The sequence below is a fragment of the Streptomyces sp. NPDC032721 genome, assembly GCF_055579625.1.
Map to the genome: position 1 here is coordinate 366,901 of NZ_JBVIMX010000004.1, position 25,586 is coordinate 392,486.

Genomic DNA, 25,586 nt, shown 5'->3' on the forward strand with positions numbered 1-25,586 from the left:
CCTGTCCTGGAGCGCACCGTCGCGCGCGGGCGCTGGGGGAAGGACGCACCGATGAAAGCTCTCGTACTGGCCGGCGGACAGGGCAGCCGCCTACGGCCGCTCACGCCCACGCTGCCCAAGCCACTGGCCCCGGTGGCGAACCGGCCGGTCCTCTCGTGGGTACTTGACCACCTGGACCGCGCCGGCGTCGAAGAGACCGGGGTGATCGTCCCCGTGGCCGACATGACGCTCTACCGGCGGATCATCGGCACCAGCACCACGGCTGGAACGCCGGTGCGGTGGCTGCCCGAGGCGGCCGCTGCGGGAACCGGAGGATGCCTGCGCCAGCAGGCCGCCTTCTTCGACGGCGGACCGGTGCTCGTGGTGCCCGCCGACATCGTCTCCTCGGTCGACCTCGCCCGCCTCATCGGGCACCACCACGCGGTAGGCGCAGCGGTGACCGTGGCCGCCGTCGCGCGGGACGGGGCCCAGTGGGCCGGAGACGTGCTCGTGCCCGATCCCGCCCAGCCGGGCACAGCCACCGCCTACCGGTTCAAACCGGGCAGCACCGGCCGCCTGCTGGGATCGACCGGAGCGTGGATGGTCGGACCGGACGCCCTCGATCGGATACCCGCGCACGGCTTCACCGACTTCTCCAGCCAGACCCTGCCCGCCCTGCCGGCGGCCGGTCTGCCCCTGGGCCTGTTCGACGCGGGCGAGATCTACCTCCGGGACATCGGCACCCCGGCCAAGCTCCTCACCGGCAACCAGGAGGCTGTCGCCGGGGCGTCCCCGCTGGAGGTGGCGTCAACTCCCGGCGCCGGAGCTCGGATCGACCCGAGCGCTCACGTTGGTGGGGAGGCCCTGATCGGTGAAGGCGCCCTGATCGCCGCGGATGCCCGTCTCACGGGCCCGGCCGTGATCGGCCCGCACGCCAGCATCGGCGCGGGAGCTCACGTCGACGGTGCCCTCGTACTGCCGGGCGCTCGTGTCGACGCCGGCTGCCGGGTCACCGAGGAGATCGTCGGCGACCCGGGCCGGGCGCGCGACGTGCTGCTGCGGCTGGCGGCTGAACGATGACGAGCCCGAGTGCCTCCGTCGCCGCGCAGGTCCTGGCCTGGTGCGCCCGCACGCCGGACGCCGTCGCCGTGGAGCAGGGGGCGCGCCGGTGGACCTACCGGGAGCTGGAGCACGCCGTGGCCGGTGTCGCCGGCGAACTCCGGGCTGCTGGGGTGGGCCCCGGGCAGGTCGTCGCGGTCACCGCGCACCGGGGTCTGCCCCTGGCCGCCGCGTGGGTGGCGGTGCTGGCGAACCGCTCCATCCTGCTCCCCCTCGACCCCACGCTCTCCCCGGCCGCCCGTACCGGCATGCTCGCCCGCGCCGGAGCCGGATGGGATATGCGCGCCGGGGACGTCGACGCCCGCGCCCACCCCGGTGTCCCGGTGCTGTCCGTCTCCGGGGGACCGTGCGCTTCCCGCCCGGCCCTGGGCCCGGTGCCGCCCCCGGGGCCGACGGAGGCGGGGTACGTGTTCTTCACCTCGGGCAGCACCGGGGAGCCCAAGGCGATCTTGGGCCGTCACCGAAGCCTTGCCGCGTTCCTGCCGTGGCTCGCCGCCACCCTGCGCGTCACGCCGGACGACCGGGTCCCGCACCTGGCCGGGGTCGGCTTCGACGTGTCCCTGAGAGAGGTGCTCCTTCCGCTCACGTCCGGGGCCCGTCTGTGCCTGCCCCCGCCAGGGCCCCTGTCGCCCGGCGACGTCCTGGCGTGGCTCGCCGCTGCCGGCGCCACGCTGGTGCACACGGTGCCGACCGTCGCCCGCGCCTGGCTGCACTTCGCGCCCGAGGGGATACGTCTGCCGCGGCTGAGGGCTGTGCTGTTCAGCGGCGAGCCGCTCACCGACACGCTCATCCGCCGGTGGCGGGCCCACCTCGACTACCGGGGCGTGATCGTCAACCAGTACGGGCCGACCGAGACCACCCTCATCCGCTGCTGGCACCCGGTCGACCATCCGATGCCCGGCATCCAGCCGCTGGGCCGCCCGATCCCCGGCAGCGAAGCATGGATCGTAGACCCGCAAGGCGTACGCGCCCCCGCGGGCACGGTGGGCGAGATCGTCATCCGTACCAGTTACGGCACCAGCGGCTACCTCGGTGAAGAAGCCCTCACGGCCGCCCGGTTCACCTTCGGACCTGACGGCGAGGTCACCTACCGCACCGGCGATCTCGGCAGCATCGACGAGCACGGACTGCTCCACTTCCACGGCCGCAGCGACGACCAGATCAAGATCCACGGCGTCCGGTTCCACCTCCACGGCGTCGAAGCGGCCCTCGAAGCCCAGCCCGGCATCGACCAGGCCGCCGTCACAGCCGAACCCGGCGTCGACGGGGCGCCGCCGCGCCTGACCGCGCACCTGGTGCTCGCCGCCGGCTACGACCGGATTCCCGCCGGCCTGCGCGCGGCCCTCCTCGGCCATCTCCCGGCGGCCGCCGTCCCCTCCCGGCTGCTGGCCGTGGACGCGCTGCCGCGCACCTTGGCCAGCGGCAAGCTCGACCGCCCCCGCCTCACCACCGCCCCGCCATCCGCGCCGCCCGGCATCACGCCCGCGGCCTCCCATCCCAAGGACACCTCCTGATGCGTACCTCACCCCAGTCCCAGTCGGCCCCGCAGGACCTGACGACCGTCGCGCAAGGTCTGCGCGCCTTCGTCTTCGCCGCCAACAAACACCCGGGCGGAGCCTCCTCCGCGGTCGAGGCGATCACCGCCCTCTACTTCTCCGGCGCCACCACCCTCGCCGTGCCGGGCCCGGTCCGCGACCGGCTCATCTACTCCAAGGGCCACGCCGCCGCCGGCTGGTACGCCGCGCTGTGGATGCTCGGCGCGATGCCCCAGATGACGTGGCAGGAGGCGACCGGCTTCGGTCAGGTCGGCCACCCGGTGCCCCGCATGCCGGTCCGCGGGAGCGTGCCGGGCATGGAGATGAGCACCGGCGCGCTCGGCCAGGGCCTGTCCTTCGGGGTCGGTACCGCGCTCGCCGACCGGCGCAACGGCCTCGGCACCCGGACCTTCGTCGTGCTCGGGGACGGCGAGTGCACCGAGGGCCAGGTGTGGGAGGCGGCGATGACCGCGGCCCGCCTCGGCCTGAAGAACCTGGTGGCGCTCGTCGACGCGAACGGCTCCGGCAGCGTCATCAAGCTCGACCGCACGCAGTGGGCCGAGAAGTTCGCCGCCTTCGGCTGGCGCGCGGTGAGCCTGGACGGACACGACATCGGCGCCATCGCTCAGGAGCTGCGCGCCGAGACGGACCGGCCGACCGCGATCATCCTCAACACCATCAAGGGCCGGGGCCTGGCCGCCGAGGTCGAGGGCTCCAACACCCTGTCCGCGGAGGTCGAGGAGCAGCACCTGCCCGACTGGGACACCGGCGCGCTGATCGAGGCGGCCCTGGCCGTCATCGACCGCCACCCCCCCCCACGCCGCCCGGGCCCGCGTCTCGTCCGGTATCCGCCCGGCCGTCACCGCGCCGGTCCGGCCCTCCCGCGCCGAGCTTCTCGGCCGGCTCGCCGGGCACCCCGAGGGCGCCGAGGTCGTAGCGAAGAAGGCTCTCGGCGGGGACCTAGCCCAGGAGCTCGCCGGGCTGCCCCTGCTGTGGATGGCCCCCGACGCCATCCGCAACTCCGGCCTCCTCGCGCGGATGGAGCAGGTCGGTTCCTGGACGTGGGGCACCCCCGGCGCGGACGTGCTGCAGTGCGCCATCGCCGAGCAGGACGCAGCCTCCCTGGCCGCCGGCGCGGCAAGCGCCGGACTGTGGCCGGTGCTGTTCTCCATGGAGGGCTTCTACTGGCGGATGCTCGACCAGATCCGCGAGTCGATCGCCTTCCCCCAACTGCCCGTTCTGCTGGTGGGAACCTCCGGAGGCCTCGGCGACCCGCTCGGCCCCATGGTGCAGTCCGACGGCTGCCTGACGGCGCTCGCCGCCATCCCCGGCCTGGAACTGCTCGAGGCCGCCGACATCAACACGGCCAAGCTCCTGGCGGCCGAAGCCCTCACCTCCGGGCGCCCCGCCTACCTGCGCCTGCCGCACGAGGCCGTGCCCGTCCGACACAGCCTCACCGAACTCGCCACCCGCCCGACCAACGCCGGCGCCTGGACGCTCGCCGACGCCGACGCCCCCGACCTCGTCCTGGTGACGGCCGGCGCGCTGCGCGAGCGGGCCCTGGAGAGCGCCGAGCAGCTGCACGCCCACGGCCACACCGTCCGGGTGGTCGAGGTCTTCAGCACCAGCCGCTTCTCCCGCCTCACGGCCGACCAGCGCGCCCAGTTCCTGCCGCCCGGGGTGCGGGCCGTCAGCATCCACAACGCGCCCAGCAGCGTCCTCGGGTCCCTGCTGGGCGACGGCGCTCTGGCCATCGGCGTCGACACGTACGGCATCGCGGGCTGGCCGCAGACCGCCTTGTACGAGACGGCCGGACTGACCACGGACGCGCTCGTCGACCGCATCCTCAAGGAGCTGGCATGACCTCCTCGCACCTCGGTCTGTCCTTCCTCGACCAGGGCCCGATCCTGGTCAGGGCACACCGGATCGACAACTACGCCGTCCACGTCGACGACGGTCTGCTCACCCGCCTGACCGGCCTCCTCACCGACGTCCTGGACCGGCTCGACAGCCCCGACGTGGTGATCGCCGTCGACACCGGCGCCGCCGAGCACCACCTCGGCGCCCTCACCGCCGCCGTCCTGTCCACCGGCCGGGCCTTCCAGGTGGTACCGGTCCCGGCCGGCGAGGCGAGCAAGTCCCCACGTGGGCTCCGCGCCCTGGTCCACGCCCTGCACCACCACCGTGCCTCCCGCCGCACCCTGCTGCTGGCGGTAGGCGGCGGCATGGTGTGCGATCTGGCCACCACCGCCGCCGCCGGGTACATGCGCGGCATCCCCTACGCACTGCTGCCCACCACGGTCCTCGCCCAGGTCGACGCGGCGATCGGCGGCAAGGGAGGACTCGACGACAACGGCGCGAAGAACCTCCTCGGAGCTTTCCACCACCCCGCGGCCGTCTTCGTCGACCCGCTGCTGACCGGCACGCTGCCCGAGCGGCACGTCCGCAACGGCCTGGCCGAGATCATCAAGGTGGCGCTCATCGACGACACGGACGACCTGTTCCACGTCCTGGAGCAGCACCCCGATCAGCTGCCGACCGGCCAGGCGCTGACCGAGATCGTCCGCGCTGCCATCGCCACCAAGCTCCGCCTCCTGGCCGACGATCCTTTCGAGCAGGGCGACTTGAGGCGGCTGCTGAACCTCGGCCACTGCATCGGGCACCCCTACGAGGCCGCCACCGGCTACCGGGTCCTGCACGGCGAAGCCGTCGCCGTCGGCATGGCGGCCGCGGCCGCGCACGCGCACCTGGCCGGCGCCACCACCCTGGCCGAACGGGACCGGATCCTCAGTCTCCTCGACGCCTACCGGCTTCCCGCCGCCCTGCCGGAGGCGATGCGGGAGCGCACCTGGGAGGGGATGGACACGGTTCGCCGCGTCCGCGGAGGACCGCTCCACCTCGTCCTGCCCCGCACACCCGGCCACTGCACCGTGACCGACGACATCGACCGCGCCTCCTACGACAAGGCCGTGTCCGAACTGGCGGCCCGCCCGTGAGCGACCCCGATCCGTACTGGCTGCTGATCGAGGGTGGCGGGAGCCGCACCTGGGCCGCCCTGGCCACCTTCGACTCCGTCGCCGCCGAGCGGGAGGGGCCCTCGACCAACCCCCGCTCCGTGGGCCACGACCAGGCACACGACACCCTGGCCGGCCTGGTCCGCGCGCTCCCCCGCACCGGATCGTTGCGGGGAGTCGTCGCCGCCCACGGCGCCGCTTCCACTCGCGTCTGCGCCGACGAGTTCGCCGCCCTGATCCGGCGGGCGCTTGCCACCGCCGGCCACCCGCCCGTCCCGGTGCTGGTCACCAACGACATCGTGCCGCTGCTGCTCGACGGCGACGGCCCCCTGTGCGTGGTGATCTGCGGCACGGGCACCGGGTTCGCCGCCCGCAACGGCGACCGCTGGGCGCGAGCCTCAGGACTGGAGTGGCTGCTGTCCGACGAAGGTGGCGGTCACGACCTGGCGGCCCGCGCCCTGCGGGCCGTCGTCCGGGCCCAGGACGGCCGCGGCCCCGCCACCGCGCTCGTCGACGCCGCCCGCCGGTGGTGCCCGCCGGGCCCCGGCGCGGACACCTCCCTCGGCGAGGCCCTCTTCCACGCCGTGCACGGGGACGACGCCGCCCGCAAGCCGTACGTCGCCTCGTTCGCGCCGTTCGTGCTCGATGCGGCCCGCGCCGGCGATCCGGTGGCCGGCGGGCTGCTCGACGACGCTGCCCGGGAGCTGACCGAAGGAGCCGAGGCGGTCTGCCGAGCCGTCGGACTGGCCGCAGCGATGCCGCCCGCCCTCGTGCTGTCCGGTTCCCTGCTCCACTCCGACATCCTGCGCGAGCGGTTCCTCAGCCGGGCCCGCGTACAGTTCGGGGTCGGTGTCGCTCCTCGGGTGGCCGCGGTCCCGGGGCCCGGCCTGCTGCACCTGCTCGGCCTATGGCGGGACCCGGCGGCGATCGCGGCCCTGGGCCGGGCCATGCCCGTGCACGCCGACCCCATCCCGGGGAGCCGGCCGTGACCGCGCGGCGTGCCCGTCCGTCCGAGCCAAGGGCAGGCGCGGACCTGGAACTCGGGCGCGCGCTGCGCCCGGCCCTCGACACCTGCCGTCAGGACGTCGCCCGCTTCCGCGCGGCACCGGCCCCCGCGCGGGGCAAGGCGAGTGTTCACGGCGGCCGCGAAGTCGTCACCGACCTCGACATCACCCTGCAAGACCGCCTCACCACCGAGCTCTCCCGCGCGTTCCCGGGAATCCCGGTGATCGCCGAGGAGGGCCTGGCCGAGATCCCCCAACTGCCGGACGAGTGCCTGCTCGTGGATCCGCTGGACGGCACCGCGCCGTTCCTCGCCGGCAGCAGCGACTACGCGATCGCCGTCTGCCTGATCCGCGACGGCATCCCGGCCGAAGGCGTCATCGACCTTCCCGCCCACGACATCCGCATCAGCGCGGCGCCCGGCCTCCTCCACGTCACCGGCGACGTGACCCGGCTGCCTCACCACGGCCCCCGAACCGTCCTGACCAGCCCCGGCCACGCGGCCGCCGTCCAAGCCCGGTTGCCCGGCACCGGCTGGTCCGCGCACCCCGTCGCCACCGCCAGCGTGAAGATCACCTTCGTCGCTCTCGGCCGCGCCCCGGCCGCCGTCTACCTGCCCCGGCCCGGCAGCGGCGCCGCACCGTGGGACTACCCGGCCGCAGCCCTCGCCGTCGCCGCGGCCGGCGGAACCGTCCACGACACCGCCGGGAGCGACCTCGCCCGGACCCGGCCTGCCCGGCTCGACGGCTGGCTCGCCTCGCTCCAACCGCCCGACGCGGACCTGTGGGCGCTGCTGCGCCAACCGGCCGCTCCCCACCTGTAGAAGGACCTTCTTCGATGCGTTCCCTCGCCACCACCACCGACGGCTGGCGCGGCCGTCCCGGCCCGGACTGGGCCGAACCGCAGCTCCTCGCCGCCCTCGACCACTGCGCCGCCCAGGGCGTCCTGGGCGCGCACATCCTTGTCGGGTACGACGCCCGGGCCGGCGCCCGCGAAGTCGCACACCTCGCCGCCGACCTGCTCGCCCACCACGGGCTGACGACCTACCTCGCTTCGGCGCCCGGGCCCACGCCCGCGTTCGGAAGCCTCGTGCACCGCCGGTCCGACCTGACCGCGGCCGTCGTCGTCACCGCCAGCCACAACCCGCCCGGATACATCGGCATCAAGGTCCGCGACCGCTCCGGGCACGGCATCCCCTGGCCCCAGCCCCCGGCAGGCGCCGCCCTCGACCTGGGCCTGCTGGAGGTGCGCCACCACCAGCGCACCGACGTCCTCAGCCCCTACGTCGGTGCCGTCGGCGACCCGCTCAGCACGGCCGCCGGAACCTTCGACGGTGACGTCCTCCTCGACGCCGCCCACGGCGCGGTCGGCGTCCTCGCGGGGCGCCTGACCGGCGTCCGGGTCCTGCGCGGGCGTCCGCTGCCGTTCTTCGCCGGGCAGAGCCCCGACCCCGTCCCCCGCGTCCACGCCGAACACACCGGCCGCGCCCTCCTGGACCAACTCGCCCACCGCGAGCGGGCCCTGCTGGCGATGACCGACGGCGACGGGGACCGGCTCGTGCTGTTCACCCATCGCTCCGGCTACATCCCCAGCGCCGAACAGGCCGCCGCGCTGCTGTACGCGGGTCTGCCGGTGCGACGGCTGATCACCACCCAGGTTGCCCCGCGCATGGCGCTGCGCGCTGCGAGGCGGGCGCAGCCCGGCCTGAAGGTCACCGAGACCAGCGTCGGCTTCAAGCACCTCGTGGAGGCATGGCGCGAACAGCCCGCCCCCGCACTGGCGCTGGAGCCCAATGGCGCGCTCGTCCACGTCACCGGCCCGGACGGCTACTTCGAGCGGGACGCCCTCACCGCCCTGACCATCCTCCTGCGTACCTTCGCCTCCCTGGAGGACCTGGACGACGCGATCCAGGACGTCCGCCAGGCCCACCCGCACACCCAGCTCGTCCACACCACGCCTGCCCCGCTCACCGACGTGCTGCGCGCTCTTCCCGGGCTGCTGCCCACCTGGCGCGCCGACATCGCCGGTGAGGTCGCCCACTACGACGACGGCGCGCACGGCCACATCGCCGTGCGCGCCTCCGGCACCGAACCGGGCACCCGCCTCTACATCGAAGCCCCCGCCGAGACGGCCGAGCTGCTCACCCGGACACTCGGCGGGCCGGCGTTCAAACTGTCTGCTTGAGCAGGCCGGCGGCCACCAGCCCGGCCAGGCCCATGTCCGCGTCGGTCAGCTGACCGCCCAGGACATGGGCCACGTACTCCTCCAGCGGCACCGTGAGCGGCTCCACGAACTCGTCGCCGTCGGGCCGGGGCTCGGCGACCTTGCGGCAGCCCTGGGCGAGGACCGCGTAGCGGACGTGGGTGGCGTACGAGGCCAGGTAGGTCTGCATGACGACGGTGAGCGACTGGGCCTCGAAGCCGGTCTCCTCCAGCAGCTCGCGGGCCGCGGCGTCCTCGACGCGCTCGTCCGGCCCGACCAGGCCGCCGGGCAGCTCCTTGAGGACCTTGCCCGGGCCGGGGCGGAACTGGCGCACCAGCACGCCGCGGCCGTCGTCCGTGAGCGCCACCAGCGCCACGGTCCGCGGGCCGTTGAGGATGTCCCAGTCGCCCTCGCGGCCGTCGGGGTAGCGGTAGGTGCGGCACCCGATCTTCAGGAAGCCGGCCGGCTCCGGCCGTTCGCCGACCAAGTCCCATTCCAATGCATCTCGCTCAGTCACGATACGTATCCTATTCGGCTCGAAGAGTGACGCTGTTGTGGGTGAAGAAGGAGGCCGGGGGGTGTTGCGCAGGCTCCGCAACACCCCCGTCCTGGACTGCGCCCAGGCTCAGGCCGCCGTGATGACGCCCTGGTCGACGAGCTGCTGCCGCATGGCGCGGTACTCGTCCATCGTGACCGGGCGCTGCCCGCGCGCGTGCTTGGGTTTGCCCGCCTGCGAGGCCTCCGGCCAGTCGTCGGCGGCAGGCAGCATGTCCAGCGCGGCATGGGACCGGCCCTTGGCGCGCGGCCCCCGGATGAACAGGGTGACCGTCCCGGGCAGCATGACCGTCTGGTGGATCATCGGGTGCCCGAGGGTGTACGCCGAGCCGGGGCGCTCGATCGTGATGACGCCCGGTTCGATGTCGGCGGCGGTGAACTCTCCTTCGCTGGTGCCGGTGCGGCGCCGCCACACGTGGATGTAGGCGCCCTTGAGGATCTTCACCGTGAAGGAGTACTTGTGGTCGTGCGGCACCAACTCGCGGCTGCCGGGCGACATGTGCAGGCGGATCTGCAGCCCGCGGGCGTCGTCCTGGTAGAGGACGAGCCGGTTGATCAGCGGATGGATCTCGCTCTCGGCCAGGCGGTGCGGGTCGTGCTCGATCTCGTGGACGAGGCGGGTCAGCAGTCCCTGGTCGGCGCCGAGGCGTTCGAGGATCTCGCTGCGGACACGGTGGCTGGCCCGCAGGTCCGTGTCGTCGATGGCCGGCAGGGCGTCGAGCCAGCTCGGGGCGGCGGTCGTCATCGCGCGCTCACCTCCGTGGCCGCCTGGCCCCCGGTCAGCGCGGGCGTGATCAGGTCCTGGGCGGCCGTGAGCCTCTGCAGGTAGGCATCCGGGTCGAGAGACGGCCCTTGCGGCGCCAGCGGGGCGCGGGCGACGACCAGCTGGACGCCGTCCGGACTGGTCTCCGTCGTACGCAGGGTCCCCGGGTGGCAGGCGTAGATGCTCTCGGGCTGGAAGGTGCGCAGGTACCAGGGGTGATCGGCCTCGGCGTCGCCGCGATGGCGGAAGCACTCCAGATAGTGGGTGCCGGCCAGGGTGAGGGTGACGGTCTTCTCGGCCGCCTCGGCGGGAGCGGGCGTGCCGTCGGCGTGGGTCCGGAGGTAGAGGGCCACGTCGTCCTCGTGGTGCAGGAGGAGGTGGGCGTGGCCGTTCCCGGTGAACGAGCCCGCGGCGTTGGCGGCGCCCGCGCCGGTGATCAGGGTGAGGGCCTGGCGGGCCGCGTACGGCAGCCAGCCGCCGTGGAGGATGTCGGGGCTGTCCGGGACGTCGGAGGGAGCGCTGCTCTGGTCGAGCAGCGCGGTCACAGGCGCAAGCAGGGCAAGGTGGGTCACGTGCGGGTGAACCTCTCTGTGGTGATGACGCCGAGGCGTGCCAGATCCGCGACGCGGTTCTGGAGCTGGGCGGGGGACATGGGTATGGAGCGCCGGTAGCGGGTGTCGTCACGGACCGGGCGTCCCTGGTCGTCCTGGTGCAGGTCGTGCAGGTCGGTTGCCGAGTGCCACCGGCTCTGGCGCGCCGGACCGCGCAGGAAGAAGGTGACCGAGCCCGGGAGGACGGCCGTCTGGTGGACCAGGGAGTGCAAGAAGAGGTATCCGCTGCCCGGCCCTTCGACGGTCACGGTGCCGGCCGCGAGGTCGGCGGAGGTGAACGGCCCTGCCTGGGTCTGGCCGGTGCGCCGGTTCCACGTGTGGAGGTAGCCGCCGTGGAGGACGCGGACGGCGAAGGGGTACTTGTGGTCGTGAGGGATCAGTTCCAGCTCACCCTTGGGGAACGCGTGCAGACGCAGCTGCCACCGGTCGGCCCCGGTGGCATCCTCGGCCAGGACGAGCCGGTCGACCAGCGGGTTGGTCTCGCACCTCCGCCGCCGGGCGGGGTCGTCCTGGAGGGAGCACACCAGCTCGGTCAGCAGGGCACGGTCCTCGGCCAGGGCGCCCAGGACCTCCTCACTGGCCTTCGCGCAGGCGCGCGGCCGGTTCCAGTCGATCGCGTCGAGCGCGGTGGCGAGAATTGTGGGTGTCAGCATCGAACCTGCTTCGGGCCGGTGAGGATGGCGATACGGTGACGCTGATCTGGCAGCGCGGGTGAACAGCGAAGGGGAGCGGCGTGACGCTCAAGGCCGTCCGGTCGGCGTTGGAGAAGGTGTACGTCAGGCGCCTGGCCGGCAAGCTGAAGGGCGCGCCCCGGCCCGCGCACGTCGGGATCATGCTCGACGGCAACCGCCGCTGGGCCCGCGGACAGGGGCACTCCGACCCGCGTGAGGGCTACCGCATGGGCGGAGCCAAGGTCAGCGACTTCCTGCGCTGGTGCGTCGAAGCCGACCTCGAGCACGTGACCCTGTGGATGCTCTCCGACGACAACCTCAACCGGCCCGCCGAGCAGCTCGGCCCCCTGCTCGAGGTCATCGAGGAGACCGTCCAGAACATCTGCGCGGTCCCAGGCCCGTGGGAGATCGAGATCATCGGAGCCCTGGACCTGCTGCCCGGGGACAGCGCGCAGAAGCTGAAGGCCGCTGCCGCGCAGACCACCGGCCGGGGCGGGATGCGCGTCGACGTCGCCGTCGGCTACGGCGGCCGCCGGGAGATCGTGGACGCGGTCAAGGCCGCGTTCGAAAAGCACACCGCCGCGGGCGGAGACCCGATGGAGCTGGTGGAGAAGTTCGACATCGGGCACATCTCCGAGCACCTGTACTCCTCGGCCGGGCGCGACACCGACTTCATCATCCGCACCTCCGGTGAGCAGCGGCTGTCCGGCTTCCTGCTGTGGCAGTCCACCTACGCCGAGGTTCACTTCGTCGAGGTGCTGTGGCCCGCGTTCCGGCAGATCGACCTGCTGCGCGCCCTGCGGTCGTATGCGGCCCGCGAGCGCCGGTACGGCCGTTGACATCAGGCCAGATGCGCGGTGCGCGGGTCGGCGAGGATCGTCTCGATCGCGCGCTTTACTGAGCGGTCCTGGTCCTCGTCGTCGCTGTCGACCACGACGCACCGCCAGCTCTGGGCCACGTCCTCGAAGGCTTCCTGGACCCGGACCATCAGGTCCATGTACGCCTCCCGGCCGGTGCCGCGGCCGGCTAGCCCATGGTGCTCCAGCACGCCCAGGCCGCCGCGCGCGGTGATGAGCCGGTCGTAGGCGCGCTGCGGGTCGCACCGCACGAGGACCGGCACGTCCCGGAAGGGGTCGGGGGCGAGGATCATGGTGGCCGACCGGAGCGCGGTGACGGCTGCGCGCCCGTGGCGTTCGTCGGACGCGATCTGGGAGGCGATCAGGCACAGCTTGGTGACCATCTTCAGCGGGTGGGTCTCCTCGATCACCGCGGTGCCGCGGTCCAGCTCGGGCCGGACGACGCTGGTGTAGTAGACGAGGCTGCCGGCGATCTCGCTCAGGGCTGCGGCGGTGATGGCCTGCGGGTCGTTCGCGCTGATGCGGGCCGCGTTCAGCTTCTGCTCCAACGCGCTGTCGCGGAGGTCTCCCGACGGGCCGGGGAGCAGCTCTCCGAGCGCCTGTCCCTCGTCGGTGAGGGCGAAGGAGTACAGCGAGCGCAGCCCCGCGTCGTAGAGCGCCCGGTTGACGTCGGCGACGTGCCCTTGGGGCTGGTCACGCAGGTAGTCGCGTCGCGACAGGATGCGCACCTTCGTGCCGGCCGCTGCCAGTTCCTCGCGCAGGGCCCGGGCGATGGTGGACTTACCCGAGCCGTCCACGCCCAGGAACGAGATGGCGGATCCAGGGGTCATAGGTATGCCTTCCGGTGTTCGGCCAGGGCCCGGGCCAGGTCGTCCCGGCTGAAGTCCGGCCAGTGGGTGCGGGTGAACCACAGCCGCGCGTTGGCGGCGGTCCAGAGCAGGAATCCGCTGCCTCGTTGTTCACCGGAGGTCCGTATGAGGAGCTCGGGGTCCGGCTGGCCGCGGCTGATGAGCTGGTGGAGGTCTTCTGGCGTGATCCGTTTGGCCGCCTCCCCCGGCGAGATCCCCTCGCCGGCCCAGTCGGCGAGCAGGCGGCGGATGCCGCCGGTGATCTCGCTGCGGCCTCCGTAGGCGATGGCCAGGTTCACAGTCAGCCTGTTCGACACCTCGGCAGTGGTCGTCTCAGCGTGTCGCACGGCGGCCGCGACATGCGGAGGAAGGAGCTCGGCGTCACCCAGATGATGGATGCGCCACCGCTGCGACCACGCCAGCTGGAGCGCCGCGGCCGTGATGATCTCCATCAGGGCGTCCACCTCCTCCCTGTCGCGGCGCAGGTTGTCGGTGGAGAGCATCCACAGGGTCACGAAGGAGATGCCCGCCTCCTCGCACCAGGACAGGACCTGCGGAATCTTGCCGAAGCCGACCCGGTGACCGTCGGAGGGCGACAGCCTGTGCCGCCGCGCCCATCGCCGGTTGCCGTCGAGGACGATGCCGACGTGGCTCGGGACGGTACTCACAGCAGACGCTCGATGCCCCAGACGGGGACGTCCCGGAAGAACGCCACGGATTCGGCCTCGCCCCAGCCGGCCCAGGTGGCCGCTTCCCGGCCGGCGAGGTCGGCGTAGCGGCGCATGGCGGTCAGCAGCGCCCGGTCGACGCGGTGGTCGCGGATGATCTGCCGAACGTTGTCCACGTCCGTCTCCGAGGCATCCGACCGGCCCAGGACCGAATCCAGCACCTTCCGTTCGCTGGGCGAGGCGGCCAGCAGCACCATGCGGATCGGGTAGGTGACCCGGCCGTCGCGGACATCAGCGGTGGCCGGCTTCCCGGTGACCATCTCGTCGCCGAACAGGCTCAGGTAGTCGTCCCGCATCTGCCCCGAGACGCCGAAGGCCCAGGCGTAGCGGCGAAGGCTCTCGTCGTGCTCGCGGGGATCCTGCTCCGCTGCGAGCAGACCGAGCTTGAGCGGGGCGAGCGCGGAGGATCGGGCGGCCTTGTAGTCGCAGACGGAATGCAGCAGGTCCTCGTCCGGAACGCCGAGGAAGTCGCGCTCAAGGTCGAAGATCTGACCGAGGAACGTGGAGGTGGCCGCCTCGAGCTGCAGTTGCGTCATGGACTGGGCCATCCACGCGGGAAGGGCGGCGTCGGCGATCACCTGAAGGGACAGCGTCAGGGCGAGGTCGCCCGCGAGCATGGCGAGCCCGAGAGCGTGCTGGGGCCGGCCCGGGATCGCGTCGCGGTAGGCGTAGTAGGTGGACGGGCCGCCGCGACGCGTGGGGGCGTCGTCGATGATGTCGTCGTGGATGAGGAGGTGGGCCTGGAGCAGCTCGATGCTCAGCGCGGCCGTGTCGACCGCATCCTGACGACCCGTGCCGGGCACCAGGTTCATCGCCTCGTACACGAAGGCGACGCGCTGCCGTTTGCCTCCGCGTAGCGCCAGTTCCTCGACCCGGTCCAAGGCCTCGGGAGCGAAACGGCTGAGCTGCGGCGCATCCCAACGACTGCGCAGCGAGCGGAAGTAGGCCTCGAACAGAGCCTGGAACCGGTCGCGGTGACCGGAGATGCGGCGCCCCATCTCGTGGGTGACCACAGTGGCGTTCATGTGCGGGAAGAGCCCTTCTGTGCACACCAGCCGGCGATTCCGTACTCGGTGGAACCGCTGATCAGGACGGAATGTGGCCGTGCAGGCATATGCGCCCTGCGGCCACGGCCAGTGCATCCCGGCCGGGTGTTGCGCCGGTAGAGGTGGCGGTGTCGCGGTTGTCGCGCAACAGCCGAGGGTGCCCCCGGAGGGTTCAGCGGCGCTTGCCCATCGGCCGGAGAACTGCCTGTGTGACGGCAAGGTGCGGGGGCCGGGTGACCATGTAGGAGATGGCGTCGGCGACATCCTGCGCGGTGAGCGCCGCACGGTCCCCGCGCAGCAGGCCGGCGGTCAGCGCGGTGTCGACGAGACCGGGCTCGATGACGGCCACCCTCACTCCGTGCGGTTCCAGTTCCTGTCGCAGGCCCTCGCTCCAGGAGGCGACGGCGCTCTTCGTGGCTGCGTACACCGCCGTTCCCGCCTTGGCCGCGTGCCTCGCGACGGACCCGATCGTGATCAGGTCCGCGGTTCGGCGCGGCCCGGCAGCGGCCGCTTTGAGGTGTTCGACGGCCGCTCCAGCGGTGAAGAGGGCGCCGAGGAGGTTCGTCTCGACCATGGCCTGCCACTGATGGGCGGCCCCGTCGGCGAACGGGCCCAGGGCAGCGGTGCCGGCCGAGTTCACCAGGATGCCCAGGCTGCCGAACTCGGCGGCAGCGTGCTCGACCGCGTCGCGAGCGGAGGCCGGGTCGGTGACGTCTCCCACGATCTCGATGGCGATGCCCCCTCGCTCGGCCACGGCAAGGCCGGTGGCCCGCAGCGCTGCCCTGCTCCTGGCCATCAAGGCGACCTGGGCCCCGAGCGCGGAAAGCTCAAGTGCCGCCGCGCGGCCGATCCCGCTCGTGGCCCCGGTGATCAGGACGGATACGCCCGCCAGACGGCTCACCTACTCCCCCTTCTCCGACGCGCAGAGCCGCACCCTACGGTCTGGCCACGCCCTCCGTCTGCACCGGGCGGTGTTGCGGTACAGGCGCAACACCGTCGAGGTCACGACGCCGTACGAGGTGCCCGAGCAGCCACCTCGGAGCAGGCAACGAACGCGAGGCCGGCCCCGAGAGAGCCCAACTTCTCGGGGTTCCAGTCGACTTCTGTCGGCGAGACGGCTGTCAGCAGACCCTCGTCGCGACAGCGCACGGCCGTTGCGCGGATACCGCAACGCGTGAGGACCTAGCGGCGCAACGGCCGCCTCGGATCGACTGTCCCGCACCCCGGTTCCCGCCACGCTCTCTCCGTGCTGGCGGTTGAGGGCTTCTTTCGCCCCTGCGGTACCTACGTCGGCGCCGCCTGGAGCATCCTGAAGGGACTCCGCAGATGCAGCAGACATCGACCCTCCCGCCGGTCGTGGAGGCCGACGAGATCGCCGCGCGCGGCTTCCTGACGCGCACGGAACTGGGTCAGCACTTCCTCCGCTCGTCGGAAGCCGCCCGCCGCCTCCTGGGCGCCATAGACATTCCCGCCGATGCCCACGTGATCGAAGTGGGCGCGGGGCTGGGCACGCTGTCCAGGACGATCGCGCTGGCCGGCTACCGCCTCTGGGCCATCGAGAAGGACGAACGTCTCCGGCAGCAGCTGACGGGCCAGCTGGCCGAGTTCGGCAGCAGGGCCCGGCTCACCATCGGGGACGTCCGCCACGTCGACCTGGAGCGCGGCGTCGGCGAGCGCGGCGTTCTGGTGTCGATCATGCCCTTCGACCCGGAGCTGTCGGTGGCCCTGACCAAGCACGTGCTCAGCTTCCCCGCCGTGACCCGCGGTCTCGTGGTCCTGCCGTGCGCCGCCGCCGACCGCCTGGCGTCCGAGACCGGCCATCAGCTGGAGGTCGAGGAAGTGGACGGGATCTCCCGGTCCGACTTCTGGCCGGAGGCCCCGACGGTCCTGCGCGTGGTGACCATCGAGAAGGTCCTGCCGTGCAGGAGCTGATCGCCACCGGCTGCTTCCACTCCGCCCTCCCCGACGGCCGGGCCACACTGGGCGCTGTCCGCCGCGCGAAGGCGGACGGCGCCCTGGTGATCGACGCGGGCGACTTCTTCTCCGGCAGCGCGTTCTACGCCTTCTCCGAAGGAAGGGTCGAGCAGCGGCTCCTGGCGGAGCTGTACGACGTTGTCGTGCCCGGCAACCACGACCTGGCCGATCTGATGCGCCTGACTGATCCGCTCGGCTTCCCGCCGGTCGTGTGCGCCAACCTGCGCCCGCCCGCCGCCTTTCGGGGCAGGTGGGTCAGCGGGTTGACGCTCCGGCGCAGCACCCGCGTGGTGGGGATCGTGGGCTATCTCGGTGCACAGGCCTTCGAGGCGATCCCGAAGGAGGAGCGTGACGGCTTCGACTTCCGCCCTCCCACCGCAGACCTGATCGCCGCCGAGGCGGAAGCGCTGCGCCGCGAGGGTGCCGAGATCGTCATCGGAGTGAGCCACAGCGGCTTCCTCGACGACGTCGCCGACCAGGAAGCCGGCTGGCCGCTCGACACGGTGATCGCCGCCCACTGCCACTCCCCATGGTCGCACTGGGCACACGGATCGCGTCACGTGGCGAAGCCGCCCGCCTCCGGCAAGGGGCTGCTTCGCCTGCGGATCGGCGGGAACGGGCTGGAGAGCATCAGCCAGCACCTGAACGCAGACGGCGTGCGGGACTTCGACGACCGTCTGGGCGAGGACCTCGCCGGCTTCTCTGCCTGGGGCGCGGAACGGCTCGGTGCCCTGCACGAACCCCTGCCCGACCGGGACAGCGTGGCCCGCAAGCTCGTCGGCCGGGGCCTTGCCGCAGCCGGCACCGGCAGTTTCCTGCTCAACACGTACACCCTGCGCGGCGGACTGCCGGGCACCGTGACCCGACGAGATCTCTTCCGCTGCGCACCGTTCGACAGCGAATTGGTCGTCCTCGACGCCGGCCACCAGGTCGAGGACCTGATCCTCCGAGCCCGAGAACTGGGCGAGGACGTCACCGCGTCCGCTACGACGCCCGCCGGCCCGCACAGCATCGCCACGACCCGCTACCTGGCCGGGCGCCTTGCCGTGGCCTTTCGCCCCCTCGACCCGCCGTGCTCCCTGCACGACCTCCTCATCGACCTCGCTCAGGAGTCCCGATGACCAACCTGCTGACGTTGGACGGCCGCGACCTGACTCACGGACCGTCCGCCCCGCGCCACTTCGCCGAGGCCCTCACCGGCCCCGGCGCCGGCCGCGCCCTGGTCACCTTCGCCGGCGCCGAGCACGAGCGGAACCTCGAGCTCAGCCTCAGCCTGCTCTCCAGCCTCGGCCCCATCCTGACCGTCTACCCCGGCGACGGCTGCTGGAGCGACCTGTGCGTCCGCGAGGACGCCGACCCCGGCCGTACGCACGGCGTCGGGGAGAACCGCCTCCACGTCGACCTCGTCGACCGCGACGGCCTCCCCCGCTACATCGCGCTGTACTGCGTGCGGCAGGACCCCCGTGGAGAAGGAGCCTCCGCACTGGCCGACCTGTGGCAGGCCGCCGACACCCTGGGCGAGGACGACCGTCGGCTTCTGGGCCGCTCCGTCTTCTCGTACTTCGCCGACCGGGACGTCCACGGCGTCGGCGAGAGCCTGAAGACCTTCGCCGTGCTGCCCGCCCGGCTCGACGGCACGACGCCGGTCCGGTTCACCGCCAAGATGCAGCCGCACCTGGAGCGCGGCGAGCTCACCGAGGACGACGACCCCGTACCGGTGACCGCCGCGTTCGGTCGGTTCGTCGACGCCGTGTACGCGGCGCGCACGACGTGCCGCCTGCAGCCCGGGCAGCTGCTCGTCTTCGACCAGCACCGCTACGCCCACGGCCGGATGCCGCTCGGTGAGGGCCAGGGGGACCTGTCCGCGGACGTGCGGCGGCTGCTGAAGCAGACGTACGTCGGCGCCGCGCCGCTCGGGGGTGCCCTGTGATCCTCACCAAGACCGCCATCCGCGAGGCCGTCGAGGCCGGCGATATCACCATCGACCCCTTCGACCCCGAGCTGCTGAACCCCAACAGCTACAACTACCGCCTCGGCCACACCCTGAAGGCGCTCACCAGCTCCCCGGCCGACCCCCGCCGCGAGCCCGAGACGACCACCCTCGTCCTCCCGCCGGAGGGCTACGTCCTGCGGCCCGGGGTGGTCTACCTCGGGAACACGGTGGAGCGCATCGGCAGCAACGAGCGGGTGTCCAGCCTGATCGGGCGCTCCTCGGTCGGCCGGCTCGGCTGCTTCCTGCAGATCTCCGCCGACCTCGGGCAGCTCGGTGCCGAGCACTGCTGGACCCTGGAGATCACCGTCGTCCAGCCCCTCAGGGTCTACCCCGGCATGCGGATCGGGCAGGTGTCCTTCTGGTGCCCCACCGGTGACCGGATGCCGTACCAGGGGCACTACGGCCGGATCAGCGACCCGGCGCCGTGGGCGCCGAGCCCCTTGCCCGGTGCGGTCGCGCACGCGGCGCTGACCGGGCAGGAGGTGGCCGCGTGATCCTCACCGGCCCGCAGATCGGAGAGCGCGTCAAGGACGGCGGCATCCGCATCGACCCCTTCGACCCCACCCTGCTCCAGCCGAACTCCTACGACTTCCACCTGAGTAAGCGGATCGGCTGGTACACCGACGACGTCCTCGACTGCGCGCGGGAGAACCCGTTCGAGGAGCACCCCTTGCCGGACGACGGCATGGTTCTCCTGCCGGACCGCATCTACCTGGGATCCACCGTCGAGCGGATCGGCAGCGACCACTACGCCCCGATCATCCGCGCGAAGTCGTCCGTCGCCCGGCTCGGTCTGTTCGTGCACGTCACGGCCGACCTGATCGACATCGGCTCGTACGGGCAGCTCACCCTCCAGCTGCACGCCGTCCAGCCCGTCCGCGTCTACCCCGGGATGCTGATCGGTCAGGTGACCTTCTGGACGCCCGAAGGCGAGATCACGCTGTACGACGGCAAGTACCAGGGCTCCGACGGTCCCCGCCCGTCGCAGATCCACCGGGACTTCGAGGCGGACCGGTGACCGCCGCCCAGCGGCTGGCCGGGCCCAGCGAGCACGTCGTCGCTGTGGTCGCCCACCCGGACGACGCAGAGCTGCTCTGCTACGGAACCCTGCGCCAGGCCCGGCTCGCCGGCGCGGCGGCCACCGTCGTGGTCGTCACCCATGGGGCCAACGGCGTCTCCGTGGCCGACTCGGACGCCGGCCGCCGGCTCGATGAGGACGACCGGGCCGCCGAGGTCCGTGCGGCCTGGGCCGGGACCGGCGTCGATACCGTGTTCCTCGGCCTGCCCGACGGCGCCCTCGCGCCGGACCGGGACCTGATCTCCGCCGTGGAACGCGAACTCGCCGCCCGGCGGTGCACGGTACTCATCACGCACAGCCTGCGGGCGGCCAACGATCACCAGGACCACCTCGCCGTCGGCACGGCCGCCGCGAACGCGGCCACCCGCGTCCCGTCCTGCCACACCGTGCTGCACGGCGAACCCCACGCTCCCCGCTCCGGCTTCACCCCCACCGTGCTGGTCGACATCACCCCCTTCCTCGACGACAAGGTCCTCGCCCTCAAGGCGCACCAGAGCCAGGCCGGCCGCTGGTACCTGGGCGAGGAGTACACCCGGCACCAGGCCGCGCAGGCCGCTTGGCGGCTGCGGCCCACTGCGGCGACCGACGGCCGGGTCTTCGAGACCTTCGAGACGAGCGTGCTCACCCTCACCTTCACCCCCGCGGGAAAGGAGCCCCGCTCGTGATCTACATCGAGCAACCGCCGTTCGCTCCGTGGCTCGGTTTCTGCGAGGCCCTCATCGGCTGCGACACCGTCGCGCTGTACGACTCCGTCCAGTACACCGACGGCGGCTACCAGAACCGCAACACGATCAAGACCGCCGGCGGCCCTCAGCTGATCACCGTGCCCGTGACCCGCTCGGCGGGCCCGCTCATCCGCGACATCCGCATCGCGCCCACCTTCGACCCGGATGTCCTGCTCCGCCAGATCCGCCTGGCCTACGCCCGCAGCCCCTACGTCGACGAGGCCCTGCACGTCCTGCGCCCCGTCCTGGGCGCCGGCCACGCGTGGCTGGTCGACCTCAACATCGACCTCATCAACCAGATCACCACGTCCCTCGGCGCCAAGGCCCGGATCATGCTCACCTCCGAGATGAAGATCGACTGCGAGGACAGGACCGAGCGGCTGGCGGCCATCTGCTCCCACGCCCGGGAGACAGTGCTCTGGGCGGGCTCCGGCACCCGGCAGTACCTCGACACCACCGCCCTCGCCGCCCACGGCATCGAGGTGATCTGGAACGAGTTTTCCGACCGGCACCCTCTCTACCGCCAGGCGTGGCCGCGGCAGGGCTTCCTCCCCCGGATGTCCGTGATCGACGCCGTCTGCGCCCTGGGCTGGGCCGGCACCGCCGCCCTGCTCCGCACCTCCCTCGACACCTACCTCCCCCACGCCCAGAAGGGAGCCGCCGCGTGACCCGCCCTCTGATCCTCACCGGCATCGACCTGCCCATGGAGCCGTCCTGCGGCTCCACCATCTGGTGCAGCGACGTCTACTCCCGCCTCGACGGCTTCCGCACGGTCTTCGTGGGTCTTCCAGGCAGCGGCACCTGGAAGCACGGCTTCACCGACACCGTCCTGCTCGGCGCCACGAAGCAGCCCTACGGCCCCGCCTTCGACGCCTACACCACCCGCCTGACCGAGGAGGTCGCCGACCTCCTCGACGCACACCGCCCCGATCTCATCCACGCCCAGCACCTGGGCTTCGGCCTGTCCCTCGCCTTCGCCCGGGCGGCCGGGGACGAACGCCGGCGGATCCCGATCACCTCGGTAGCCCACGGCACCGACGTCATCGCCGCCGCCGAAAACGACCAGGCGCTCAGCGCCCTTCGGGAGATCGCCGCCGCCAGCCAACGCATCGTTGTCCCCACCCTGGCGATGGCCGCGGAGGTCGACCGGCTCACCGACGGCCGCTACACCGGACGCGTGAGCGTGGTGCCGTGGGGCATCCCGCTGCCCGACGCCCCCCTGGCACGCCCCGGTGGCGGCCGGCGGCTGCGGCTGGTGCACGCCGGCCGCCTGGACGCCAACAAGTCCACCCGGACCGCGATCGAAGCCCTCGCCCTGACCGAAGAACCGCACCAGCTCACCGTCATCGGAAGCGGCAGCGAACTCGCGACCCTCCAGCACCGGGCCGCCGAACTCGACCTTGGCGACCGGGTGCGGTTCGAGGCGTTCCTCCCACGAGACGAACTGTGGTCCCGCCTCCCGGACTTCGACCTCAAGCTGTTCACCACCCGCCAGTTGGAGGCGTACGGACTGGTCGCCGTCGAGGCCCAGGCCCACGGTGTGCCCGTCCTGTACGGAGACCTCCCGGGCCTGAAGGACATCCTCGGCCCCGGCGCACTGAGCTACCCGCCCGGTGACGCCGCCGCGCTGGCGGCCCTGATCGACGACCTGGCCGCCGACCCGGCTCGGCGGCAGACCCTGCGCACCGACGCGATCGCCAACGCGCGCCGGCACGACATCGCGGGCACAGCCGATGGTCTGGCCGCGATGTCACGGTCCGTTCTGGAGGGTCTTCGGTGACCGAGACGCCGCTGTACGCGAGCCGACTGTGGCCGCCGGTACGCCCCCGGACCGGTGAAGCGACCGCCACCACCATCGATCTGCTGCGCGACCTGGGCTTGGTCGCCCGCACCGGAGCCACGGGGGTGCACACCCTCCTGCCGCTGGGCCTGCGCGTGCACGACCGCCTGACGGCCATCGCCCGGCGCGCGTTCGAGGAGCGCGGCGCCCTCACCTTCTCCGCGCCGACGCTGCAGAGCCGGGAGCTGTGGCAGGAGACCGGCCGGTGGGACGCCTACCGCGCGGAAGGCGCCCTGCTGACCGTCACCTCCGCCGGAGGGGAGGAGATGTGCCTCGCGCCCACCTCGGAGGAGATCGCGACCTCCGTCATCCGCGAGCATCTGCAGTCCTTCCGTGACCTGCCGGTCCGTCTCTCGCTCAGCACGAGGAAGTTCCGCGACGAGATCGCCCCCCGGGGCGGGCTGATGCGCGGACGCGAGTTCGTGATGGCCGACGCCTACACCTTCGACGCCTCCCGAGAAGGGATGCTCGAATCGGTCGGATTCCTCAACGCCTCCGTCACCGCCGCCCTGACGGGCATGGGTCTGAGCGGCGTCTTCCAGGCATCCGCCGACGGCGGCAGCATCTCCTCCGGCCCCAGCACCGAGCACCTGGTGCTGTCCGACACCGGTCAGAGCACGATCGTCGTCTGCGACCACTGCGGCAACCGGGGCGACGGCGCCGTCATCGCCTCCCAACCCCCGCCGTCCCCCCGGGATCCCATCGTCAACGTCATCGCCCTCGCGGTCACCCTCCCCGACGGCACGAGGCACGCGGCCACCGTCTCCATCCGCGCCGACCTCCAGGTCAGCCTCCGTAAGGTCGCCGCCGCCACCGGAGCCGTCCACGTCCGCCTCCTCGACGAGGACGCCCTCCCCGCGCTCCTCGGCAAGAAGGCCGGCACGCTCACCCCGTGGGACGCCGCCACCGCGGACACCGTCCTGCCGCTCTACGACCAATCCGCAGCCGACCTCGAGCGGTTCTCGATCTCCGACGGTCGCGACGGACTGCGCACGAACGTCCAGTGGAGCGGAACATCCGGCCTGCCCGACCTGTCCCCGCACGGCGCCGACCTCCATCACGCCACCGACCGCAGCCGCTGCGCCCGCTGCCGCGAAGGCCACTACCGCGAGACCAAGGCCGTCGAAGTCGCCCACGTCTTCGAGCTGGGCACCCAGTACTCCCAGCCCATGAACCTCACCTTCACCGACGCCAGCGGCCAGCCGGCCACGCCGTGGATGGCCTGCTCCGGAATCGGCATCACCCGCTGCCTGCAGACCTCCGCCGAACTCCACCGTGACCACCACGGCCTGCGATGGAAGCCCGACACCGGGCCCGCCGACATCCACCTCACCGTCCTGCGCGCCGACCAGCCCGAGATGCGCGAACGAGGCGACAAGCTCACCCAGCAGCTGCACACCCAGGGCCTGAGCGTCCTCGTCGACGACCGGCCGCTGCCGACCGGAGACAAGCTGCGCTACGCCCGCCTCCTCGGTCTCCCCCACACCGTCGTCCTCTCCCCCCACCGCCCGGCGGACGAGCTCGAACTCCTCGACCGCTGGACCGGCCGCACCACCACCGCCGAATCCAGCCAGATCCACCAGATCACCTCCGCCCGATAGCAGCACATCCACCCACAGAAGACAGCGAATAGCGTCGCCACAGTCCGCGAAAACAGGCGACGCTATTAGCGCTGCCGAAATAGGGAAATCCGCACAAGAAATCCAGATGATCAGCCCGGAAAAAGCTCTGGCTGGAATCTCTCGAACCGGTTGACGACCCAACCAGGGCCCTCTAGCTTGAGGAACATCGCCGAAGCGAACGGGTCGTAGCTCAAGGGCGGAGCACGGTCAAAGCGTGACCGAGGAGCTGGTTCGAATCCAGCCGACCCGACTCAACGAGAAACCGAACACAATGCGGCAAAGCATTACCGAATTCGACGCGCCGCCGGGACCGCCACGATCACAGAATGGTGCAGATGAAAATTGCCATCACGGGCGGCGCCAGCGCCGGCCACGTCGTTCCGGCCCTCGCTGTCGCCGGCCAGCTCCGCGACCGTGGTGCTGAACTGGTCTACCTCGGACGCGAGAACACGATCGAGCACGACTACGCCCAGCGCGCCGGGATCCCCTTCCGCCACGTCCCCTCGGCCGGGCTGCGCCGCCACCGCTCCGCTGGCAACCTGCTGATGCCCTTCACCGTCGCCCGGGGCATCCTCGCCGCCTTCACGGCGCTGCGGCGCGAACGGCCCGACGCCCTGTTCTCCAAGGGCTCGTACGTCTCCGTGCCTGTCGGCATCGGCGCCGCCCTCGCCCGCGTCCCCGTCGTCATCCACGAGAGCGACCACTCCCTGGGCCTGGCGAACAAGATTCTGGGGCGCGTAGCCACCACCATCTGCCTGAGCGTCCCGGCTTCCGGCCCGACGCCGCGCTGGATGCGCAACAAGACTCAGGTGACCGGGCTGCCGCTGCGCGCGGACCTTGCCGACGCCAAGCCCGAAGCGCTGCGCGAGCGCCTCGGCGTCCCCGCCGACAAGCCGGTGCTGCTGATCTTCTGCGGAAGCAGCGGATCGCAGCGCATCAACACCGCCGTCCGCGCCCAACTCGACGTCCTGTGCGAGCGGTACAGCGTCCTGCACGTCGTCGGCAAGGGCAACCTCGAACCTCAGCTCACCGGGCGGGCCGGGTACTGGCAGCTGGAGTACCTCCACGACGACATGCCGCACGCCCTGGCCCTGGCCAACCTCGTCATCGGCCGGGCCGGGGCCACCACCCTCGCCGAACTCGCCGCCCTGGAGCTGCCCGCCGTCCTGGTACCGCTGCCCGCCTCCGTCAGCCGCGGGGACCAGCTCGACAACGCGCGCGCCTACGCCGCCCAGCACCCGCAGCGCTGCCGCGTCGTCGCCGACGAGCAGCTGACTGACGACCCCGGCGCCCTCGTCCATGCCTGCGCCGCCCTGTCCGCTGCCCCCCGCGGCGGACAGGGCGCCCGGCCGCGCCCGGAAGCCGCGGCCGAACGCGTCGCCGACCTCGTCCTGCGGGCGGCCGGCCGACACAGGTAGCGGGAG

26 protein-coding genes and 2 pseudogenes are annotated in these 25,586 nt (G+C 72.3%); 20 read left to right on the forward strand and 8 right to left on the reverse strand.

Annotated elements, in window-relative coordinates:
- Positions 1-51: 51 nt before the first annotated feature.
- The 8 genes and pseudogenes from ACZ5PB_RS11985 (at position 52) to ACZ5PB_RS12020 (ending at position 8,833) form a co-directional block, all read left to right on the forward strand.
- Positions 52-1,059 (forward strand): sugar phosphate nucleotidyltransferase, encoded by a 1,008-nt coding sequence (locus ACZ5PB_RS11985; protein WP_468690165.1) that lies wholly within the window; start codon positions 52-54, stop codon positions 1,057-1,059.
- Entirely contained in the window at positions 1,056-2,612 is a 1,557-nt protein-coding gene (locus ACZ5PB_RS11990) for an AMP-binding protein (RefSeq protein WP_468690167.1), read from the forward strand. Before ACZ5PB_RS11985 ends, ACZ5PB_RS11990 begins: the two co-directional genes overlap by 4 nt.
- Positions 2,612-3,289 (forward strand): annotated as a pseudogene (locus ACZ5PB_RS11995) (thiamine pyrophosphate-dependent enzyme); the annotation flags it as partial. The gene ACZ5PB_RS11990 and the pseudogene ACZ5PB_RS11995, both read left to right, overlap by 1 nt.
- Before the next feature lie 190 nt (positions 3,290-3,479).
- On the forward strand, positions 3,480-4,496 hold the full coding sequence (locus ACZ5PB_RS12000; protein WP_468690288.1) for a transketolase-like TK C-terminal-containing protein: 1,017 nt from the start codon (positions 3,480-3,482) through the stop codon (positions 4,494-4,496).
- Entirely contained in the window at positions 4,493-5,629 is a 1,137-nt protein-coding gene (locus ACZ5PB_RS12005; protein ID WP_468690290.1) for a 3-dehydroquinate synthase family protein, read from the forward strand. The genes ACZ5PB_RS12000 and ACZ5PB_RS12005 overlap by 4 nt, the downstream gene beginning before the upstream one ends.
- Positions 5,626-6,636 (forward strand): N-acetylglucosamine kinase, encoded by a 1,011-nt coding sequence (locus tag ACZ5PB_RS12010; protein WP_468690170.1) that lies wholly within the window; start codon positions 5,626-5,628, stop codon positions 6,634-6,636. The genes ACZ5PB_RS12005 and ACZ5PB_RS12010 overlap by 4 nt, the downstream gene beginning before the upstream one ends.
- Positions 6,633-7,472 (forward strand): inositol monophosphatase family protein, encoded by an 840-nt coding sequence (locus tag ACZ5PB_RS12015; protein WP_468690171.1) that lies wholly within the window; start codon positions 6,633-6,635, stop codon positions 7,470-7,472. The genes ACZ5PB_RS12010 and ACZ5PB_RS12015 overlap by 4 nt, the downstream gene beginning before the upstream one ends.
- Before the next feature lie 14 nt (positions 7,473-7,486).
- Positions 7,487-8,833 carry a phosphohexomutase domain-containing protein gene (locus ACZ5PB_RS12020; RefSeq protein ID WP_468690173.1) on the forward strand — a complete coding sequence of 449 codons (1,347 nt, stop codon included), beginning with the start codon at positions 7,487-7,489 and terminating at the stop codon, positions 8,831-8,833.
- Here the strand turns inward: ACZ5PB_RS12020 and ACZ5PB_RS12025 are convergent.
- The 4 genes from ACZ5PB_RS12025 to ACZ5PB_RS12040 form a co-directional block, all read right to left on the reverse strand.
- Positions 8,817-9,368: an NUDIX hydrolase gene (locus ACZ5PB_RS12025; RefSeq protein WP_401765779.1), complete on the reverse strand. Its 552-nt coding sequence runs from the start codon at positions 9,366-9,368 to the stop codon at positions 8,817-8,819. The genes ACZ5PB_RS12020 and ACZ5PB_RS12025 overlap by 17 nt on opposite strands.
- A gap of 108 nt (positions 9,369-9,476) precedes the next feature.
- Positions 9,477-10,151 carry a hypothetical protein gene (locus tag ACZ5PB_RS12030; RefSeq protein ID WP_468690175.1) on the reverse strand — a complete coding sequence of 225 codons (675 nt, stop codon included), beginning with the start codon at positions 10,149-10,151 and terminating at the stop codon, positions 9,477-9,479.
- Entirely contained in the window at positions 10,148-10,741 is a 594-nt protein-coding gene (locus ACZ5PB_RS12035; protein WP_468690176.1) for a hypothetical protein, read from the reverse strand. The genes ACZ5PB_RS12030 and ACZ5PB_RS12035 overlap by 4 nt, the downstream gene beginning before the upstream one ends.
- Positions 10,738-11,433 (reverse strand): hypothetical protein, encoded by a 696-nt coding sequence (locus ACZ5PB_RS12040; protein WP_468690178.1) that lies wholly within the window; start codon positions 11,431-11,433, stop codon positions 10,738-10,740. Before ACZ5PB_RS12040 ends, ACZ5PB_RS12035 begins: the two co-directional genes overlap by 4 nt.
- An 80-nt stretch (positions 11,434-11,513) precedes the next feature.
- Between ACZ5PB_RS12040 and ACZ5PB_RS12045 the strand changes: the two genes are divergently transcribed.
- Entirely contained in the window at positions 11,514-12,290 is a 777-nt protein-coding gene (locus ACZ5PB_RS12045) for an isoprenyl transferase (RefSeq protein ID WP_468690179.1), read from the forward strand.
- Between the two features lie 2 nt (positions 12,291-12,292).
- Here the strand turns inward: ACZ5PB_RS12045 and ACZ5PB_RS12050 are convergent, their stop codons facing one another.
- From ACZ5PB_RS12050 to ACZ5PB_RS12065, 4 genes are all read right to left on the reverse strand, one after another.
- The gene (locus ACZ5PB_RS12050) at positions 12,293-13,138 is read right to left on the reverse strand and encodes a hypothetical protein (RefSeq protein WP_468690180.1); all 846 of its coding nucleotides are present in this window, start codon (positions 13,136-13,138) and stop codon (positions 12,293-12,295) included.
- The gene (gene uppS / locus ACZ5PB_RS12055; protein ID WP_468690182.1) at positions 13,135-13,824 is read right to left on the reverse strand and encodes a polyprenyl diphosphate synthase; all 690 of its coding nucleotides are present in this window, start codon (positions 13,822-13,824) and stop codon (positions 13,135-13,137) included. Before uppS ends, ACZ5PB_RS12050 begins: the two co-directional genes overlap by 4 nt.
- Positions 13,821-14,909, reverse strand: a complete 1,089-nt coding sequence (locus ACZ5PB_RS12060) for a polyprenyl synthetase family protein (protein WP_468690184.1) — start codon at positions 14,907-14,909, stop codon at positions 13,821-13,823. Before ACZ5PB_RS12060 ends, uppS begins: the two co-directional genes overlap by 4 nt.
- 193 nt (positions 14,910-15,102) lie before the next feature.
- Positions 15,103-15,831: an SDR family oxidoreductase gene (locus tag ACZ5PB_RS12065; RefSeq protein ID WP_468690185.1), complete on the reverse strand. Its 729-nt coding sequence runs from the start codon at positions 15,829-15,831 to the stop codon at positions 15,103-15,105.
- Between the two features lie 425 nt (positions 15,832-16,256).
- Between ACZ5PB_RS12065 and ACZ5PB_RS12070 the strand changes: the two genes are divergently transcribed.
- From ACZ5PB_RS12070 to ACZ5PB_RS12120, 11 genes and pseudogenes are all read left to right on the forward strand, one after another.
- Complete coding sequence (locus ACZ5PB_RS12070; RefSeq protein WP_468690187.1) at positions 16,257-16,862, forward strand: rRNA adenine N-6-methyltransferase family protein; 606 nt, start codon at positions 16,257-16,259, stop codon at positions 16,860-16,862.
- Entirely contained in the window at positions 16,850-18,025 is a 1,176-nt protein-coding gene (locus ACZ5PB_RS12075) for a metallophosphoesterase (protein WP_468690189.1), read from the forward strand. The genes ACZ5PB_RS12070 and ACZ5PB_RS12075 overlap by 13 nt, the downstream gene beginning before the upstream one ends.
- Positions 18,022-18,834 (forward strand): TauD/TfdA family dioxygenase, encoded by an 813-nt coding sequence (locus tag ACZ5PB_RS12080; RefSeq protein WP_468690191.1) that lies wholly within the window; start codon positions 18,022-18,024, stop codon positions 18,832-18,834. The genes ACZ5PB_RS12075 and ACZ5PB_RS12080 overlap by 4 nt, the downstream gene beginning before the upstream one ends.
- Complete coding sequence (locus ACZ5PB_RS12085; RefSeq protein ID WP_365697086.1) at positions 18,831-19,391, forward strand: dCTP deaminase; 561 nt, start codon at positions 18,831-18,833, stop codon at positions 19,389-19,391. Before ACZ5PB_RS12080 ends, ACZ5PB_RS12085 begins: the two co-directional genes overlap by 4 nt.
- A complete protein-coding gene (dcd, locus tag ACZ5PB_RS12090; RefSeq protein WP_468690192.1) occupies positions 19,388-19,915 on the forward strand; it encodes a dCTP deaminase in 528 nt (175 codons plus the stop codon). Before ACZ5PB_RS12085 ends, dcd begins: the two co-directional genes overlap by 4 nt.
- Positions 19,912-20,640: a PIG-L deacetylase family protein gene (locus ACZ5PB_RS12095; protein WP_468690194.1), complete on the forward strand. Its 729-nt coding sequence runs from the start codon at positions 19,912-19,914 to the stop codon at positions 20,638-20,640. The genes dcd and ACZ5PB_RS12095 overlap by 4 nt, the downstream gene beginning before the upstream one ends.
- On the forward strand, positions 20,637-21,368 hold the full coding sequence (locus ACZ5PB_RS12100) for a WbqC family protein (RefSeq protein WP_468690196.1): 732 nt from the start codon (positions 20,637-20,639) through the stop codon (positions 21,366-21,368). The genes ACZ5PB_RS12095 and ACZ5PB_RS12100 overlap by 4 nt, the downstream gene beginning before the upstream one ends.
- The gene (locus ACZ5PB_RS12105; protein WP_468690198.1) at positions 21,365-22,480 is read left to right on the forward strand and encodes a glycosyltransferase; all 1,116 of its coding nucleotides are present in this window, start codon (positions 21,365-21,367) and stop codon (positions 22,478-22,480) included. Before ACZ5PB_RS12100 ends, ACZ5PB_RS12105 begins: the two co-directional genes overlap by 4 nt.
- Positions 22,477-24,141, forward strand: coding sequence for a proline--tRNA ligase (locus ACZ5PB_RS12110; RefSeq protein WP_468690200.1), 1,665 nt, complete (start codon positions 22,477-22,479; stop codon positions 24,139-24,141). The genes ACZ5PB_RS12105 and ACZ5PB_RS12110 overlap by 4 nt, the downstream gene beginning before the upstream one ends.
- Positions 24,142-24,341: 200 nt before the next feature.
- Positions 24,342-24,412, forward strand: a pseudogene (locus ACZ5PB_RS12115).
- A gap of 85 nt (positions 24,413-24,497) precedes the next feature.
- Positions 24,498-25,580: a UDP-N-acetylglucosamine--N-acetylmuramyl-(pentapeptide) pyrophosphoryl-undecaprenol N-acetylglucosamine transferase gene (locus ACZ5PB_RS12120; RefSeq protein WP_468690202.1), complete on the forward strand. Its 1,083-nt coding sequence runs from the start codon at positions 24,498-24,500 to the stop codon at positions 25,578-25,580.
- Positions 25,581-25,586 lie beyond the last annotated feature (6 nt).